The organism is Parvibaculum sp., assembly GCF_049672805.1.
Taxonomy (GTDB): domain Bacteria; phylum Pseudomonadota; class Alphaproteobacteria; order Parvibaculales; family Parvibaculaceae; genus Parvibaculum.
In genome coordinates this window covers 1-16,368 of the sequence record NZ_JBATWS010000224.1, presented here as the reverse complement: position 1 = coordinate 16,368, position 16,368 = coordinate 1, and the positions used below count along the sequence as shown (strand labels likewise).

The 16,368-nt window shown below is 61.4% G+C and carries 15 protein-coding genes; 9 read left to right on the top strand and 6 right to left on the bottom strand.

Translation table 11 applies throughout. The features are described from left to right. Positions 1–1,350 (bottom strand): thioredoxin domain-containing protein (locus WBF74_RS07240; protein WP_424437396.1); only part of this gene is annotated, 1,350 nt, incomplete at its 3' end. Positions 1,351–1,497: 147 nt separating this feature from the next. Here WBF74_RS07240 and WBF74_RS07235 point away from each other — a divergent pair. The 7 genes from WBF74_RS07235 to rpiB all read left to right on the top strand — a co-directional run bounded on the left by WBF74_RS07235 (position 1,498) and on the right by rpiB (position 8,384). Next, positions 1,498–1,785 carry a DUF6489 family protein gene (locus tag WBF74_RS07235; protein WP_424437393.1) on the top strand — a complete coding sequence of 96 codons (288 nt, stop codon included), beginning with the start codon at positions 1,498–1,500 and terminating at the stop codon, positions 1,783–1,785. 17 nt (positions 1,786–1,802) lie between these two features. Next, entirely contained in the window at positions 1,803–3,110 is a 1,308-nt protein-coding gene (gene mnmE / locus WBF74_RS07230; RefSeq protein WP_424437390.1) for a tRNA uridine-5-carboxymethylaminomethyl(34) synthesis GTPase MnmE, read from the top strand. A gap of 217 nt (positions 3,111–3,327) precedes the next feature. Further along, on the top strand, positions 3,328–5,184 hold the full coding sequence (gene mnmG, locus WBF74_RS07225) for a tRNA uridine-5-carboxymethylaminomethyl(34) synthesis enzyme MnmG (protein WP_424437387.1): 1,857 nt from the start codon (positions 3,328–3,330) through the stop codon (positions 5,182–5,184). A gap of 32 nt (positions 5,185–5,216) precedes the next feature. Continuing rightward, entirely contained in the window at positions 5,217–5,879 is a 663-nt protein-coding gene (rsmG, locus tag WBF74_RS07220) for a 16S rRNA (guanine(527)-N(7))-methyltransferase RsmG (RefSeq protein WP_424437384.1), read from the top strand. Continuing rightward, entirely contained in the window at positions 5,872–6,795 is a 924-nt protein-coding gene (locus WBF74_RS07215; protein ID WP_424437399.1) for a ParA family protein, read from the top strand. Before rsmG ends, WBF74_RS07215 begins: the two co-directional genes overlap by 8 nt. A 210-nt stretch (positions 6,796–7,005) precedes the next feature. After that, complete coding sequence (locus WBF74_RS07210) at positions 7,006–7,923, top strand: ParB/RepB/Spo0J family partition protein (RefSeq protein ID WP_424437381.1); 918 nt, start codon at positions 7,006–7,008, stop codon at positions 7,921–7,923. Positions 7,924–7,952: 29 nt separating this feature from the next. After that, positions 7,953–8,384, top strand: coding sequence for a ribose 5-phosphate isomerase B (gene rpiB / locus WBF74_RS07205; protein WP_424437378.1), 432 nt, complete (start codon positions 7,953–7,955; stop codon positions 8,382–8,384). A 111-nt stretch (positions 8,385–8,495) separates the two neighbouring features. Here rpiB and holA read toward each other — a convergent pair whose 3' ends face one another. Genes holA through WBF74_RS07185 form a run of 4 tightly spaced genes read right to left on the bottom strand, consistent with a single transcriptional unit; the run spans position 8,496 to position 13,318 of the window. Beyond that, complete coding sequence (gene holA / locus WBF74_RS07200; RefSeq protein ID WP_424437375.1) at positions 8,496–9,539, bottom strand: DNA polymerase III subunit delta; 1,044 nt, start codon at positions 9,537–9,539, stop codon at positions 8,496–8,498. An 11-nt stretch (positions 9,540–9,550) separates the two neighbouring features. Further along, entirely contained in the window at positions 9,551–10,087 is a 537-nt protein-coding gene (lptE, locus tag WBF74_RS07195; protein WP_424437372.1) for an LPS assembly lipoprotein LptE, read from the bottom strand. Next, the gene (gene leuS / locus WBF74_RS07190; protein WP_424437369.1) at positions 10,080–12,692 is read right to left on the bottom strand and encodes a leucine--tRNA ligase; all 2,613 of its coding nucleotides are present in this window, start codon (positions 12,690–12,692) and stop codon (positions 10,080–10,082) included. Before leuS ends, lptE begins: the two co-directional genes overlap by 8 nt. A gap of 59 nt (positions 12,693–12,751) precedes the next feature. Beyond that, positions 12,752–13,318 (bottom strand): DUF3576 domain-containing protein, encoded by a 567-nt coding sequence (locus WBF74_RS07185; RefSeq protein ID WP_424437366.1) that lies wholly within the window; start codon positions 13,316–13,318, stop codon positions 12,752–12,754. Between the two features lie 624 nt (positions 13,319–13,942). Here WBF74_RS07185 and WBF74_RS07180 point away from each other — a divergent pair. Beyond that, positions 13,943–15,115, top strand: coding sequence for a porin (locus WBF74_RS07180; RefSeq protein WP_424437363.1), 1,173 nt, complete (start codon positions 13,943–13,945; stop codon positions 15,113–15,115). Between the two features lie 119 nt (positions 15,116–15,234). Then, positions 15,235–16,104: a sulfotransferase domain-containing protein gene (locus WBF74_RS07175; RefSeq protein ID WP_424437360.1), complete on the top strand. Its 870-nt coding sequence runs from the start codon at positions 15,235–15,237 to the stop codon at positions 16,102–16,104. A 23-nt stretch (positions 16,105–16,127) separates the two neighbouring features. Here the strand turns inward: WBF74_RS07175 and WBF74_RS07170 are convergent. Then, a partial coding sequence (locus WBF74_RS07170; protein WP_424437357.1) for a thiamine phosphate synthase occupies positions 16,128–16,368 on the bottom strand: 241 nt, incomplete at its 5' end.

Below are 16,368 nucleotides of genomic sequence, written 5' to 3'. Positions count from 1 at the left end.
ATTGATTTCAGGCCGCATCACCTCCATCACGAAGCGGAAGGCGGTGGCCGCCATGTCGATCCATTCAGGTTCATCGAAAGCCACGCCCGCGCGGGCGAGCGACGCGATCATCAGCCCGTTCCAGTCCGCCAATATCTTGTCGTCAAAACCGGGCTTCACGCGAAGATCACGCTCGGCAAAGAGCCGCGCCCTGAGCGGCTCGAGCAATGCTTCCTCTTCCTCGGTGAAAGGTGCATCTGCGCGGGAGAGGCGGTTCAGAATATTCGTTTCCTCCCAGTTCCCTTCCGCGCTCACGTCATAGACATGCTTGAAGAGGGCGGCGTCGCCGGGGTCGAGCAACTGGTCGATCTCGCTTTCGCTCCAGACATAGAACTTGCCTTCCACGCCCTCGCTGTCTGCATCGAGCGAAGCGGCGAAAGAGCCTTCATCGGTGAGCATTTCGCGCCTCAGCCACTCCACCGTTTCGCGCACGCGGCGCGCATAAAGCGGCTTGCTCGTTTCCTGCCAGGCGAGAGTGAGCAGGTCGATGAGGAGCGCGTTGTCATAGAGCATTTTTTCGAAATGCGGCGCGAGCCAGAACGCATCCACCGAATAGCGCGCATAGCCGCCGCCGAGATGGTCATAGATGCCGCCTTCCGACATATGGTCGAGCGCGCGGGTAACATGCGCGGCCAGATCCTCGCGCCCCGTGCGCAAGTGAGTGCGCCAGAGAAGCGAGAGCAGGGGCACTTGCGGAAATTTCGGTGCGCCGCGTATGCCGCCATTTTCCGGGTCCATGATATCGGCGAGCTTGTCGGCAACGGAGCCAAGCACCGCAGGCGTCGGCTCGCCGGGGCGCGCTGTTTCGGCCTGTGCCTGAAGCGCGTTCACAAGCGCGGTTCGGTTCTTGAAAACCTTGGCCGGTTCCTCATGGAAGATGCGCGCCACTTCGCGCAGCACATCGGTGAAGCCCGGCCTTCCATAGGCGGCTTCCTTCGGGAAGTAGGTGCCGCCCCAGAACGGCTCGCCATCGGGCGTTAGGAACATAGTGAGCGGCCAGCCGCCCTGCTGGCCAAGGAGATGCAACGCCGACATGTAGATCGCATCAATGTCAGGGCGTTCTTCGCGGTCCACCTTGATGTTGATGAAGTGCTCATTCATCACCGCAGCGACGCCCTCATCCTCAAAGCTTTCATGCGCCATGACATGGCACCAGTGGCAGGCCGCATAGCCGACTGAGAGGAGGATCGGCTTTTTCTCACGCCGCGCCGCTGCCAGCGCTTCCTCACCCCAGGGCCGCCAATGCACGGGATTGTCTGCGTGCTGGAGAAGATAGGGGCTCGTTTCCTGCCCGAGGAAATTCCGTGACATGGTGCTCTTTCCGGGGAAATGATCTGTTGTAATCAATGTGGGGCATGAGGCCGCGCGCGTCGATGCCTGCGGCTGCGATTCATGGTCTATAATCAAGAAACCTGACTGACAAATCGCGCCCCGCTGCCGACAGGGAGAGACCCGGCCATGAAAGTCAAAATCGATCTCGATATGAGTGCTGAGGAAGCGCGCAAGCTGATGGGGCTGCCTGATCTTGAGCCGATGCAGAAGCGACTGCTCGCTCAGGTCGAGAAGCAGCTTTCAAGCAATCTCTCCTATATCGATCCTGAAGCGCTGGTCCGCGCGGTGCTGCCTGCGGGCGCGCAGGGGCTGGAGAAGTTTCAGGATCTGATGTGGGGCATGGCGCGCAGCGCTATGGGGGGTGCCGGCAAGACGAGCGGGAGCGGCAAATCCGGCGGCAAGAAAGCCGATTGAACGGGCGCCGAAACATCTTGGATACGATCTATGCGCTTTCGACCGCGCCCGGAAGGGCGGGGGTCGCTGTCATTCGCGTTTCGGGCGAGCGCGCGCGAGAAACCGTGTCGCGCCTTGCGGGGGTAGAGAAGCCGCGCCCTCGGGAAGCGATGCTGAGGCGGCTGCGCGATCCGGCAAGCGGCGTGGTGCTCGATCGTGGACTCGTTCTGTTCTTTGAGGGGCCGGGGAGCTTTACGGGCGAGGATGTTGCCGAGTTCCATATTCATGGGGGTCGGGCGGTGGTGGCCGCGCTGCTTCAGGCTTTGGCGGGGGTGCCAGGCCTGCGCGCGGCGGAGCCGGGGGAGTTCACGCGCCGGGCCTTTGAGGCGGGCAAGCTCGATCTCACGGAAGTGGAGGGGCTTGCCGATCTCATCGATGCCGAAACGGAAGCGCAGCGGGTGCAGGCGCTCCGCCAGATGGAAGGGGCGCTGGGCGCGCTTTATGAGGGCTGGCGGGGCAGGCTGATGCGGGCGCTTGCCTATGCCGAAGCGAGCATTGATTTTCCCGATGAAGATTTGCCCGACGATCTGCTTGAAAAGCTTGGGCCCGAGATCAGTGCCTTGTCAGCAGAGATCGCTGCCCATCTCGATGACGAAAGGCGGGGCGAGAGGCTTCGGGACGGGGTGGAGGTTGCGATTATCGGGCCGCCCAATGCGGGCAAGTCGAGCCTGCTGAACCGCCTTGCGCGGCGGGATGCCGCCATTGTCTCTGATGAAGCGGGCACCACGCGGGACGTGCTTGAGGTTCGGCTGGACATTGGCGGCGTTCCGGTGACGCTGGCTGATACGGCGGGGCTGCGGGACGCCGCGAATGCCATCGAGCGCGAAGGCGTTCGCCGCGCGCTTGAACGGGCGGAAGCGGCTGATCTGCGTATCGTGGTCGCCTCGCCTGAGGAGGGGGGGGATTTCGCCCAGGCACGCGACGGGGATATTCGCGTGCTCAACAAGATTGATCTCGGGGCGCAGGCTGGTAGCGGCGTGATCGGCATTTCGGCCCTTTCCGGCGAGGGTCTCGAGCGGCTGGAGGAAGCTCTTCGGGAGCGGATCGGTGCTGTCCATGAAGCTCAGGAGCATCCGCTTATCACCCGAGCGCGGCACCGGGAGGGACTTCAGGATTGCGCGGCCTCGCTTGAGCGGGCGGGGCAGGGGCTGGCGTCCGGGCTTGATGCGGAGCTGATTTCGGAAGACCTTCGCCTTGCCGCCCGGGCGCTCGGCCGGATCACGGGCAGGGTCGATGTGGAAGACCTGCTGGACGTGATCTTTCGCGATTTCTGTATCGGGAAATAAGCCCGGCTACGCGGCTTGTTTCACGTGAAACATGAAGTAGCGGACGAATCCGATTCCGCCACAAGGGCTTGTAGGAGAATCCTCAAGCGGGTGGAATTGTGATTCGACTCTGTGGAAAAGTTTGACGCGGCAAAGGTGAGCGACTATTGCTCTGCCGAGGCCTTCAGCGACTCCGATCCTACGGCCACAAGCATTCTTTCAATCAGGCATCTCTCCCATGACGCGCGAATTCGATGTCATCGTGATCGGCGGCGGCCATGCAGGCTGCGAGGCGGCATCCGCTGCCGCGCGCACGGGTGCCCGCACGGCGCTCATCACACATCGCATCGACACGATTGGCGAGATGTCCTGCAACCCGGCTATTGGCGGGCTTGGCAAGGGCCATCTCGTGCGGGAGGTGGATGCGCTGGACGGGCTGATGGGCAGAGTGACGGATGCGGCTGGCATCCAGTTCCGCATGCTCAACCGGCGGAAGGGCCCGGCTGTCCGCGGCCCGCGCGCCCAGGCGGATCGAAAACTTTATCGCAAGGCCATGCAGGCGGCGATCCTCAACCACCGCAATCTTGATGTGATCGAGGGCGGCGTGTCCGATCTGTTGGTGGAAGCGGGCGAGGTGCGGGGCGTGGTGGCCGAGGATGGGCGCCAGTGGCGGACCCGCCGCGTGGTGCTGACGACCGGCACTTTCCTGCGCGGAATGATTCATATTGGCACAGAGCGCATCCCCGCCGGCCGGGTGGGGGAGGCGCCTGCGCTTGGCCTGTCGGAACGGCTTTACGGGCTCGGCCTGAAGCTCGGGCGGCTCAAGACGGGTACGCCTGCGCGGCTTGCAGCGGACAGCATTAACTGGGATGGGCTGGAGGTGCAGCCGGGCGACAACCCGCCCGCGCCCTTCTCCTTTCTTACGAAGGAGATCACGGTTCCGCAGGTGCCCTGTCATATCACGCGGACCAATGAGGCGACCCACGCAATCATCGAGGCCAATCTCGGGGTTTCGCCTGTCTATTCCGGCCAGATCGAAGGGATCGGCCCGCGCTATTGCCCCTCCATCGAGGACAAGGTGGTTCGCTTCAAGGAGCGAAGCAGTCACCAGATCTTCCTTGAGCCGGAAGGGCTGGACGATGACACGATCTATCCGAACGGCATCTCGACCGCGCTGCCTGCGGAGGTCCAGCTTGCCTTCATGCGGACCATTCCGGGGCTTGAGAATGTCGTCGTGAAGCGGTCGGGCTATGCAATCGAATATGACTATATCGACCCCCGCGAGCTGCGCCCGACGCTGGAAACCATGAAGCTGCCGGGGCTCTATCTCGCAGGGCAGATCAATGGCACCACAGGCTACGAGGAAGCCGCCGCCCAGGGCCTGATTGCGGGGCTTAATGCCGCGTTGGCCGAGAAGGGGGCAGACCCTTTCATTCTCGACCGCGCGCAGGCCTATACGGGTGTGATGATCGACGACCTCATCACCAGAGGCGTTGCGGAGCCCTATCGCATGTTCACGTCCCGCGCGGAGTATCGGCTGACGCTCAGGGCGGATAATGCTGACCAGCGGCTTACCGGGCTTGGCATCAGCGCAGGCGTGGTGGGAGATGAGCGGGCGGAGGCCTTCGGGCGCAAGATGGCGGCGCTTGAGGCTGCCAAGGCGCTTTGCGAGGGGCTTGCGGCCAGCCCGAGCGAGCTTGCCAAGAAAGGGCTCAAGGTCAATCAGGATGGTGTTCGGCGCAACGCCATGGACCTGCTTGCCTATCCCGATATCGATATGGCGGGGCTGGCGGGTCTCTGGCCGGAACTACAGGCGCTTGAACCAGAGATTGCCGAACAGGTGGAGATCGAGGCGCAGTATTCAGCCTATCTCGATCGGCAGGAGGCCGATATTCGCGCTTTCCGGCGTGACGAGGGGTTGGCGCTGCCGCCGGAGATCGATTACGGCGCTATCAACGGGTTGTCGATTGAGGTGAGGCAGAAGCTTTCGGCCGCACGCCCGGCCACGCTCGGTCAGGCGGCGAGGGTGGATGGCGTGACGCCCGCAGCGCTGACAACCCTGATGATTCACGTGAAACAAAAGCGCAGTGCTTGAGGCATACGGCAAGTATGCCCCAACATATAGTGATGAACGCTTCCCAAGTCATTGATGCGGAATCCTTTTCCGCCGTTCTACATGTTTCACGTGAAACAATGGAGCGGCTCTCGATATACGAGTCTTTGCTTCGGAAGTGGCAGAAGCGGATAAATCTCGTCTCAAACAGCACTCTGGATGAGCTTTGGCGGCGCCATATGCTCGATTCCGCCCAGTTGGCCGGGCTGGCGCCGGAGACAGCCCTTCGCTGGGTCGATCTCGGCTCCGGGGGCGGGTTTCCGGGACTGGTAGTCGCGATCCTTCTGCGGGACCGGCCCGGTTTCGGGATGCATCTGGTCGAGAGCGATCAGCGCAAGTGCATCTTCATGCGAGAGGTGATCCGCGAGACAGCCGCACCTGCGACCGTGTATAATGAGAGGATCGAAGCCTTCGCCGCCAAAGCAGGGATATTCGATGTGGTTTCGGCCCGCGCTCTTGCGCCGCTGCCCCGATTGCTTGAATGGGCGGCCCCGCTTTTCGGTCCCGACACTCTGGGCCTGTTTTTGAAGGGGCAAGGGCTTCAGGATGAATTGACCCAGGCCCGGAAACATTGGATATTTGAAGCTGACTATTCCCCCAGCCAGTCGGACTCCAGTGGCTCCGTACTGAGTGTGAGAGGCCTCCATGGATCAGATCGAAAAGACATCAATGGTTGATGCCGCGCAGCCTACCTCCTCGATCCCTCAGGACAAGAGCACTACCGGGGACGACAAGGCGCTTCTTCCGTCCACGGATCGTCCGCGGGTTCTGGTGGTTGCCAATCAGAAGGGTGGCGTCGGCAAGACAACGACTGCGATCAATCTCGGCACTGCGCTTGCTGCTGTTGGCGAGCGTGTGCTGATCCTCGATCTTGATCCCCAAGGCAATGCCAGCACGGGTCTTGGCGTTGGTCGCAACGAGCGCAAGATTTCTTCCTATGATGTGCTCATTGGCGCAGCGCTGATTGAAGATGCGATTGTGCCGACCAAGGTGCCGGGCCTTGATATTGTTCCGTCCACGATGGATCTGCTCGGCGCCGAGCTGGAGCTTGCAACCGTGCAGCGCCGCTCGCACCGGCTCTATGATGCGCTGGCGAGGATGCCGCGCAATGGCAAACAGCGCGAAACGAGCGATGCCGAACGCGCGCTGACAGCGCGACCCTATTCCTATCTGCTGATCGACTGCCCGCCGTCGCTGAACCTGCTGACCATCAATGCGATGACGGCGGCTGACGCCATTCTCGTTCCGCTGCAATGCGAGTTCTTCGCGCTGGAAGGCCTGAGCCAGCTTCTCCGTACGGTGGAGCGGGTGAAGACGACGCTCAATCCGCGCCTCGATATTCAGGGCATCGTGCTCACCATGTTCGACCAGCGCAACAAGCTGTCGGATCAAGTGGCGTCGGACGTGCGCTCCTATCTGGGTGACAAGGTCTATCGCACCGTCATTCCGCGCAATGTGCGGATTTCGGAAGCGCCTTCCTATGGCAAGCCGGCATTGGTCTATGACCATCGCTGTGCAGGGAGCAAGGCTTACATGAAGCTTGCTGCCGAAATGATCCAGCGGGAGAGGGCGCTCCGCCGGACTGCGGCGTGACATAGTTTAACAAAATGTCTTAACGCCTTGAATCGATTGGATTATGGGTCATACAAGGTAGTACCTGTCGTGGCCGGTTATGTGTAAAACGCTGTGTTTCTGCGGTTTACGGAGTTTCGAGGCAAGTAGTACCACCTGTCTGCTGAGGTCAGGACCGCTGCCCGGTGAGGGCGGAGCAGGTAACTCTTGAGGAATATTGGAAGGGAAGCGATGGCAATGGCAGAGGAAACCCCCAGCCGCCTCGGACGCGGACTTGCAGCACTGATCGGCGAGGACACCGCCTTTGCTCTCGGTGACAAGGAAGCGCCTGCCCCGCGCGGCGTCCGCGAAGTGCCGATCGAATATCTGCGCGCGAACCCCTATCAGCCGCGCACCACCTTCCGGCCGGAAGATCTGGAAGACCTCGCAAACTCGGTCCGCGAAAAGGGCATCCTCCAGCCGATCATGGTGCGCCCGCTTCCGGGCGAGCCCAATGCCTATGAGATCGTGGCGGGCGAGCGGCGCTGGCGTGCAGCCCAGGCGGCGCAGCTTCATCAGGTTCCGGTCATCATCAAGGAACTGACCGACGCTGAATCCCTTGAAATTGCGATCATCGAAAACGTCCAGCGCGCGGACCTCAATGCGGTTGAAGAGGCGGCGGGCTATGAGCGGCTGATGCAGCAATTCAGCTATACACAGGAAAAGCTCTCGCAGCTCATTGGTAAAAGTCGGTCGCATGTGGCGAACACGCTCCGGCTGCTCTCGCTGCCGCAAAGTGTGCGTGCGCTGATCGAGGAAGGAAAGCTCACGGCGGGGCAGGCGCGTCCCCTGATCGGCCATGCCGATGCCGAGAGGCTTGCCTGCGAAATCATTGCCAAGGGTCTGTCGGCCCGTCAGGCGGAGGCGCTTGCCCGCAAGCCGGATGCGGCGTCGGCCGGGTCCAAATCCTCGGGCGGCTCGCGTGCCGGGAAAGATGCCGACACACTGGCGCTTGAGAGGAACATCTCCGACCAGCTCGGCCTCAAGGTCGAAATCTCCTTTGCCGACGACAAGGGCGGTGAGGTGAAAATCTCCTACAAGACGCTTGAACAGCTCGATGAGGTTTGCCGCCGCCTGGCCGGCCGCGCCGCGCAAAAGATGCAGTATTGACGAAAACTCCAGATACAGGCGGGAACGATATGAAGCAGCGCGTCGCCATTGCAAATGATCATGCCGGTGTAACGCTGAAAGCGGCCCTGCTGCCCGTGATCGAGGCTTGCGGTTTCGAGCCGCTCGATCTCGGCACCAACTCAACGGACTCCGTCGATTATCCCGATTTCGGGTTCAAGGTCGCCGAGGCCGTGACAAAGGGTGAGGCGCGGTTTGGTCTTGCCATATGCGGCTCAGGCATCGGCATTTCCATCGCGGCGAACCGCGTGCCGGGTGCGCGCGCCGCGCTCTGCCATTCGGCACTCGGGGCGGAGCTTTCGCGCCAGCATAATGATGCGAATATTCTGGCGCTGGGTGCTCGGCTCACCGGCGAGCTTGAGGCGAAGGAATGCCTCACGCGCTTTCTCACGACAGGGTTTGAAGGCGGGCGGCATGAAGGCCGGGTGAAGAAGCTCGGCTGAGATCTGCTGGCGGGATTGCACCGTCGGACTGCCGCTTGCCCCTTTCCGAAATCTGCCGCGCTGCGCTTGCGACTTTCGACCCTTCCGCAAGAGGGTCACGCACCCATTCTCTCAGCGGCGGGTGGCGCGTGCGGCTTGCGCGATGCGCATCAATGTCTGGCCGCAGATTGCGGTGTCGGGCTGGCCGGAGCTTTTGCACTGACCTTCTGCTTCCAGCACCAGCGCCAGCGCGCGGTCGAGCCGTTTGCGGCTCCAGCCACGCAATTGTCTTTGTACGGAGTTTCTCCGGCTGAAATGCACCGGCGGGCGGAAACCTCTGAGGGCGCCTTCAATATCGCTTCCGGCCTCGATGCGCGCGCTTGCGAGGTGAAGCTGGGTGAGGTGGCGCGTCAGCGCGTTCAGGATCGCGACTGAATTTGTGTCTGCCGCGCGCGCGCGGGCAAGCGCCGTGTCGAGCGCGGCGAGGTCACCGCCCATTGTCGCGTCAATCACATGATCGAGACTCGTGCCAGCATTGTCGCCGACACTGGTGCGCGCATCATCAAGCGTCACCATGCGCTTTTCGCCGGGCTTGCCGGGGCCGACATAGAGAATGAGCTTTTCAAGTTCATTCTGCGTGACGCCGCGATCAGAGCCCAGATTCTCAAGCAGATATTCGAGCGCGGCCTGTTCGGGAACCAGCCCTTCTGCGGCAAGCTTCGAACGGATAACGCCTTCGAGCGCGTTCATGTCGTCGACATAGCAGGCTATGGCAGCAGCGTTCGGCGCGTTTTCAAAGAGCTTGCGGAGAGAGGAGGCGGGTCCGAGTTCGCCTGCTTCCACAAGCACAAGCGCGTCGCCTGCGGGAGAGGCAAGGAAGCTCTCGAATGTTTTTGCCATGCCATCGGTTGCGCCGCGCACGCGCACGACGCGGCGACCGCCGAGCATGGCAATGGCGGCGGCTTCATCGGCCAGCCGGGCAGGGTCCTGCCGCATGTCGCTGTCGGAAATCTCGGCGATGCGGAAAGGATCGGAGAGATCTTCCACCACCGTTTTCATCATCGTCTTGATGCGCTCGCGCACAAGGCCGCCATCCGGCCCATAGACAAGAATGGCGGCGGCCTTCGGATCGGGTGAGGCGGTAAAGCGGTCAGCGTCGCGCGGGGCAATCTTCAAGAGACGGACCCTCAGCCACCCGTTTGAGCAAGGCGGTGGAAATGGATGGAAAGCTGCACCTTGATGTCCGCCGCAATGGCCGCCGCAATGCGCCGCTCGGCATCCTGGGCGGCGACGATATTGGCGAATTCCGAATCCACCCGGTTATAGGAAGAGCGCGAGCGCGAGGTCGAGCGCAGCACGGTTTCCTTCGTCTCCGTGTTGATGAGGCGGAAAGGCACGACCATCACCATGTTCTTGCGCGTCACATCCGCGTCGCGCTCGATGGCGAGGTCTTCGGAATAGACGATGGGCGCGATCTCGACGAGATAGGTCGGGTTGGATGGCGGATTGCCGGAGCTTGAGAGCAGGTCCAGCAGCCCGTATTTCAGCTCGCGGCCAAGCCGGTCATTCGGCGCGCTGACATCGAGCATCGACAGATCGGCGGTGATGGAGGCGTCGTCCCGTTCGGCATAGAGCGGGGTAAAGCCGCAGCCGCCCAGCGGCAGGGCGAGCGCCAGCAGCACCATGAAGGCAGCGAGGCGCTTGCCGATCATCAGATCAGACAACGATATTGATAATCTTGCCCGGTACGATGATGACCTTGCGGACAGGTTTTCCATCAATCGCCTTCTCCACCTTTTCGAGGGCAAGCGCGGCGCGCTCCACCGTTTCCTTGTCCGCATCCCGAGCGATGGTCAGCTCGTCGCGGCGCTTGCCATTCACCTGCACGGCAATGGTAACGGAGTCTTCCACGAGGAGGGCCTTGTCGGCAACCGGCCATTCGGTGGCGGTCAGCGGCACGTCATGGCCAAGAGCTTCCCAACATTCCTCGGCCAGATGCGGCATCATCGGGCCGACGATCTGGACCAGAATCTCGATGGCCTCGCGGCGCACCCAACCGGCGGTTTCGCCCGTTCCGTTGAAGGCCGAGATGGCATTTGCCAGCTCATAAACGCGGGCAACGGCGCGATTGAAACGCATATGCTCGAAATCATCCGTTGCGGCTGCGAGCGTCTGATGCGTCGCGCGGCGGAGCGCCATTTCCGCATCCGAGAAGGAGGCAGGGACGGGCGCATTGACCGAGCCGAAGGTTTCGGGCTTCTCCGTGACGAGACGCCAGAGGCGCTGGGTGAAGCGCCAGGCGCCTTCCGCACCCTGATCCGTCCATTGCACATCGCGGTCGGGCGGGCTGTCGGAGAGCATGAACCAGCGGGCCGTGTCCGCGCCATACTGGGCGATGATGTCCTGGGGATCGACCGTGTTCTTCTTCGACTTCGACATCTTCTCGATGGAGCCGATGGTGACGGGTGCACCATTATCAAGCCGCTTTGCAACGCGCTTGCCGTCCACCGTCTCGATGGTGATTTCGGAAGGCGAGACCCAGCGGCCCTCTGCATCGCGATAGGTTTCGTGGTTCACCATGCCCTGCGTGAAGAGACCCGTGAAAGGTTCTTCCACCGCGACATGGTTCACACGCTTCATCGCGCGGGTGAAAAAGCGCGAATAGAGAAGATGCAGGATCGCGTGTTCGATGCCGCCAATATACTGGTCAACCGGCAGCCACTGATCGACGAGCGCCCGATCGGTCGGTGTCTTGGCATCGGGTGCGATGAAACGCGCGAAATACCAGGAACTGTCAACGAAGGTGTCGAACGTGTCCGTCTCGCGCCGGGCGGGCTTGCCGCATGTCGGGCAGTCCACATGCTTCCATGTCGGGTGCCGGTCGAGCGGGTTGCCGGGCTGGTCGAAGGTCACGTCATCCGGCAGGGTGACGGGAAGCTGGTCGCGCGGCACGGGCACGGTACCACACGCCTCGCAATGGATGACGGGGATGGGGCAGCCCCAATAGCGCTGGCGTGAAATGCCCCAGTCACGCAGGCGGTAATTCACCGTGCCTTCGCCAAGGCCGAGGGCTTCAAGCTTTTCAATCGCCGCGCGTTTGGCGCTTGCGACATCGAGCCCGTCAAGGAAACCGGAGTTTATCGCAACGCCATCACCGGTAAACGCATCTTCCCCGGCGACCAGTTCTTCTGCCCATGCCGCATCGCCCAGGCGCGCCTGTGGCGCGACGACGGGGAGGATGGGGAGATTGTATTTCTTCGCGAAATCGAAGTCGCGCTGGTCATGGGCGGGGCAGGCGAAGATCGCGCCCGTGCCATATTCCATCAGCACGAAGTTTGCGACATAGACGGGAAGCGTCTTGCCTTCGATAAAGGGATGGCGCGCCTTGAGGCCCGTGTCGAAGCCGAGCTTCTCGGCCTTCTCGATGGCTTCTTCAGAAGTGCCGATCCGGTCACACTGGCGGATGAAGTCCTGCAGCGCGGGATTGTCCTTCGCCAGTTCCTCCGTGAGCGGATGATGTGGCGACAGCGCGCAGAAGCTCGCACCGAAAAGCGTATCGGGGCGTGTGGTGAAGATTTCGAGGCGGTAGTCCTTTCCGCCCGGCACACCCTCAACGGGGAAGAAGACGCGCGCGCCTTCCGAGCGGCCGATCCAGTTCTTCTGCATCAGCCGGACCTTTTCCGGCCAGTGCGTCAGCGTGTCGAGACCTTCGAGGAGCTCGTCGGAAAACTCCGAAATCTTGAAGAACCACTGGGTGAGTTCGCGCCGCTCCACAACGGCGCCGGAGCGCCAGCCGCGGCCTTCAATGACCTGCTCATTGGCGAGCACGGTGTTGTCCACCGGGTCCCAGTTGACCATGCTCTTCTTGCGGGTGACGAGACCTGCTTCCAGCATGTCGAGAAAGAGCGCCTGCTCCTGCCCGTAATAGTCAGGATCGCAGGTTGCAAATTCGCGGCTCCAGTCGATGGCAAGGCCGATCGATTTGAGTTGGGCGCGCATGGCCGCGATGTTGTCATAGGTCCAGCCCTTGGGATGAACGCCCTTTTCCATCGCGGCGTTTTCGGCGGGCATGCCGAAAGCGTCCCAGCCCATCGGGTGCAGCACATTGTAGCCGCGCGCGCGCCGATAGCGGGCGATGGCATCGCCGATCGTGTAGTTGCGGACATGGCCCATATGGATGCGCCCCGATGGATAGGGGAACATCTCAAGAACATAATATTTGGGCTTGCCGGCAGCCGCGTTATCGGTGGCGGTGCGGAAATCGCCGCGCTCTTCCCAGATCTTCTGCCATTTCGGCTCGACGGTGCGGGCGTTGTATCTGCTGGACATGATCTTGTGGTCGGCCCCGCTCGCGCGGGACCCTCCCGGAATGATGCTGGAAGCGGGCCTTACTTCTGTTCGCCCGCCTCGATGGTATTGATGCGGAGCTGGCGTGCCCGGACGAGAATGGCGTTTTCCATCTGCAGGGCGGTGTTTTCGTTCACCTTCGCGTCAACCCAGTCGCCGCTTGCATTCTTTTCCTGGCGGAAAACAGCCACTTTCACGCCATCCGCGCGAAGGCGGCGGTCAAGAATATAGACCGTGACCTTGAAGCGTTCGCCCAGGGCGTTCGGGTCCTGATACCAGTCCGTGATGATGACGCCGCCGAAGGGGTCAGCCGAGGCGAGCGGCATGAAGGCGATGGTGTCGAGCGAGGCGCGCCACAGGAAGCTGTTGACGCCGATGCCGCTGCCGGCCACGTCGTCGGAACTGCTGCCGCCGAAGAGCTTCAGCCCTTCCTCACCGAAGATTGATTCGCGCTTCTGCTCGCCGGTCGGGTTGTTCGGTCCGCCCTTGCCGGTAGGCTGGCCGGGGAAGTTGGAGTTGGACGGCCCGCAAGCCGTCAGGCCGAGCGTTGCGGCAAAGAGAAGCGCCACAGCGGCAGATTTCGCGCGTGTCAGAGCGGGATAGGTCATCGATTTACGGCAAGCCTCTCGCGTTTCGCCCCTCAAATCCGCCGGAACTTTGATCTCAGGCCCGCGGAGAGCAGTTGGATGTCGGACAGCCGCCTTGTTTACCTGCGGCGCGCCTTTATAGCGAGATTAAGCCATGTCCCGCAATCACGCAGATTTCGGCGGGATTGTCGCCGATCCGGCGGCCTTGCCGGAGGGCGTCCGGCAGGCCCGGCAAAGGGCGGGGCGGAGAGGAGTGTGCTTGATGTGCCACAGGGCAAAGGATGCCCCGAGGTCAATCATGACCGGAGCGTCATGTTGGGCGGATTTGAGGGGCAGGCACCGATAGCCGCCAACAATGGGCACGGGCCTTGCCGGGGGGTCGCACCCGAGAGAGAGGATTCGCTTCCCTCCCCAAGTCCTGCATTTTGCTTGTGTTCTTTCCGCAACAGGCGGACACATTCCACCACAATGCGGTGAGGTTTGCTTGACCCCGAAGGGTTATCCACGGATTAATCGGTGCACGCGCTCGGGGGGCAGTTTCATCAGTCGGCCCGGGATGCACGCAGTCACAGAGTTTCCTCCTGGGGGCAAGCTGCTGTGACGCGTTCGAATGGAACAGCTCAAAGCTGATACTGCGAGGAACACATGAAAAAGACTCTCCTTGGGACGACCGCTCTCGTCACCGCCGGTCTCATCGCCGGTCCGGCGCTTGCGAGCGATCCGCTCACCGTCACGGTTGGTGGTTCGGTCACCGCTGGCTTCTACGTCATCGACTCTGACAACCTTGCTGCTGGTCCCTTTGCGGGCACGTCGTTCAACGACACGGCTGTGAAGCTCGTTGCGCGTAACATCGACATCAACGCCGAAGGCACGCTCGACAACGGCATGGTCGCCGGTGTCCTCGCGACGCTCTCGCTGGGCGATGACTGGAACACGAACTTCAACAACAACGACGCCACGTTCCGCGAACTCTTCGCCTATCTCGAAGGTGGCTTCGGCCGCTTCGAAATCGGTGGCACGGACGGCGCCGCCTTCAAGATGCACTACACCTCGCCCTGGTTCGTGCCGGGCAATGGCGTGGACAGCCCGAACATTCTGAACGGACTTGCGTCGGTGCCGCTCGCCACGACGTTCGCCCCGGCTGCCCGTCATTCGACGTTCTCGCTGATGGCGGCTGACGCGAACAAGGTGACCTACTTCACCCCGCGCTTCGCCGGCTTCCAGCTCGGCCTGTCCTTCACGCCGGAAACGACCTACAACGGTCCGAACCCGAACGGCATTGGTCTGAACCCGAACAACAGCTCGATTGAAGAAGTTGTTGAAATCGCGCTCAACTATGCCGGTTCCTTCGGCGGCGTTGATGTCGGCGTTGACGGCTTCTACACCACCGGTGACGCGCCGGCTGGTTTCAACGCTGATCCGGAAGAACTCGGCTTCGGTCTGAACCTCGGCTTCGGCGGCTTCACGCTTGGCGGTGCCTGGTACCAGAGCGAAGACCTCGGCAGGTTGGGCGTCTCCTTCCCCGTCCCGGGTGCGTTTGGTGTTGAAGAAGAAGTCTGGACGGCTGGTCTTTCCTATGCGACGGGCCCGTGGACGGTTGGTATTGCCTATCTCCAGGACGAAATCAGCGCGCCTGGTTTCGCTCCCGGCACGTCGAAGGTCAAGACCTGGCAGGCCGGTGGTGGCTATAACCTCGGCTCGGGCGTCGATGTGGGTCTCGACCTGCAGATGACCGATGGCGATGCCACGGGTATCTTTGGTCCGGGCTTCGAGCACGAATCGAAGTCGGCGGGTCTCGTTCTCTCGGTGGCGTTCTAATCGCTCCGACGTACTTGATCCACGAAGTTTACGGAGAGCGGGCACAAGCCCGCTCTCTTTTTTTTATTTCTGCTAATTGCTAGAGATGCGCGTACTGAAGCGAAGCAAGGAATAGAGTCATGGGCGCCCTGATCTGGCTGGCCTCCTACCCGAAATCGGGCAATACATGGATGCGCAGCTTCTTGCACAATCTTTTTAGGAACAGCCTGACACCAGTTGACGTTAATGAGATCAGTGACTTTTGTCTGGGCGAGTCGGCTGCTCAATGGTACTCGCGCCGCGCTGATCGTCCCCTTACAGAGCTTTCGCATAAGGAAATCGCTAATCTGCGACCGCTAGTCCACCGTGATTTTACAACGGTCTTTCCAGATTCAGTTTTTGTAAAGACTCATAATTACTTGGGTGAATGGTGTGACGTACCGCTGCACACAATGGATGTTACGGCAGGAGGGATTTATATCCTCCGCAATCCGCTGGATGTGGTGATTTCTGTAAGCCACCATTTCGGCGAAACGATTGATGAAGCGATAGAACATTTGGCTAATGATGCGTACACGGCAGGCGACCTAAAAAGCCATGTGTATGAAGTTCATCGCTCGTGGTCCACACATGTGAAGAGCTGGACAGAGCATCCCTCTCCTCAACTTCTTGTCCTTCGCTATGAGGATTTGCTCTACAAACCGCGTAAATACTTCAAACGGGTTGTGACTTTTCTCGGGCTGAAGCCGTCCTCGGAACGGCTGGAGCGCGCCATCCGCAATTCCTCGTTCAAAACGCTGAAAGCGATTGAAGAGAAGAAAGGTTTTAGAGAGCGTCCCAAGAACGCCGAGAGCTTCTTCCGCGAAGGTCGTGCCGAGCAGTGGCGTGAGGTGCTGACGCCTGATCAGGTACGTCGGATCATTCGCGATCATCACGAGCAGATGGCGCGCTTTGGCTATATTCCCGACGATTATCGCGATGCGGTTCCGCAGGAAGCGGCTGCCGGTTGACAGGGAAGCGCTGCCGCCTCCTGTCAGAGAAGAAAGCCGATCCCTGCCACACCTTCCACGCCGGTGCCGCTCAGGCGGCTGATATGCGTGGGCGTGATGATGCCGCCCAGAGCATAGGGTTTGAGGTTGAGGCTTCTTGCATGGCGCGCGAGTTGTGCAAGGCGGATGAGCCCGAGTGTCTTTCCGCCGGGATGGCTTTCGGTCGGAAAGACGGGCGAGATCAGCACGGCATCCACCCGCGCGGCGGCGGCAAGCCGGATTGCC

Bases quoted from the DNA above. Each gene is read 5' to 3' on its own strand.
- WBF74_RS07235 (WP_424437393.1), top strand. From the start codon at position 1,498: ATGAAAGTCAAAATCGATCTCGATATGAGTGCTGAGGAAGCGCGCAAG.
- mnmG (WP_424437387.1), top strand. From the start codon at position 3,328: ATGACGCGCGAATTCGATGTCATCGTGATCGGCGGCGGCCATGCAGGC.
- rsmG (WP_424437384.1), top strand. From the start codon at position 5,217: ATGAACGCTTCCCAAGTCATTGATGCGGAATCCTTTTCCGCCGTTCTA.
- WBF74_RS07215 (WP_424437399.1), top strand. From the start codon at position 5,872: ATGGTTGATGCCGCGCAGCCTACCTCCTCGATCCCTCAGGACAAGAGC.
- WBF74_RS07210 (WP_424437381.1), top strand. From the start codon at position 7,006: ATGGCAATGGCAGAGGAAACCCCCAGCCGCCTCGGACGCGGACTTGCA.
- rpiB (WP_424437378.1), top strand. From the start codon at position 7,953: ATGAAGCAGCGCGTCGCCATTGCAAATGATCATGCCGGTGTAACGCTG.
- leuS (WP_424437369.1), bottom strand. From the start codon at position 12,692: ATGTCCAGCAGATACAACGCCCGCACCGTCGAGCCGAAATGGCAGAAG.
- WBF74_RS07185 (WP_424437366.1), bottom strand. From the start codon at position 13,318: ATGACCTATCCCGCTCTGACACGCGCGAAATCTGCCGCTGTGGCGCTT.
- WBF74_RS07180 (WP_424437363.1), top strand. From the start codon at position 13,943: ATGAAAAAGACTCTCCTTGGGACGACCGCTCTCGTCACCGCCGGTCTC.
- WBF74_RS07175 (WP_424437360.1), top strand. From the start codon at position 15,235: ATGGGCGCCCTGATCTGGCTGGCCTCCTACCCGAAATCGGGCAATACA.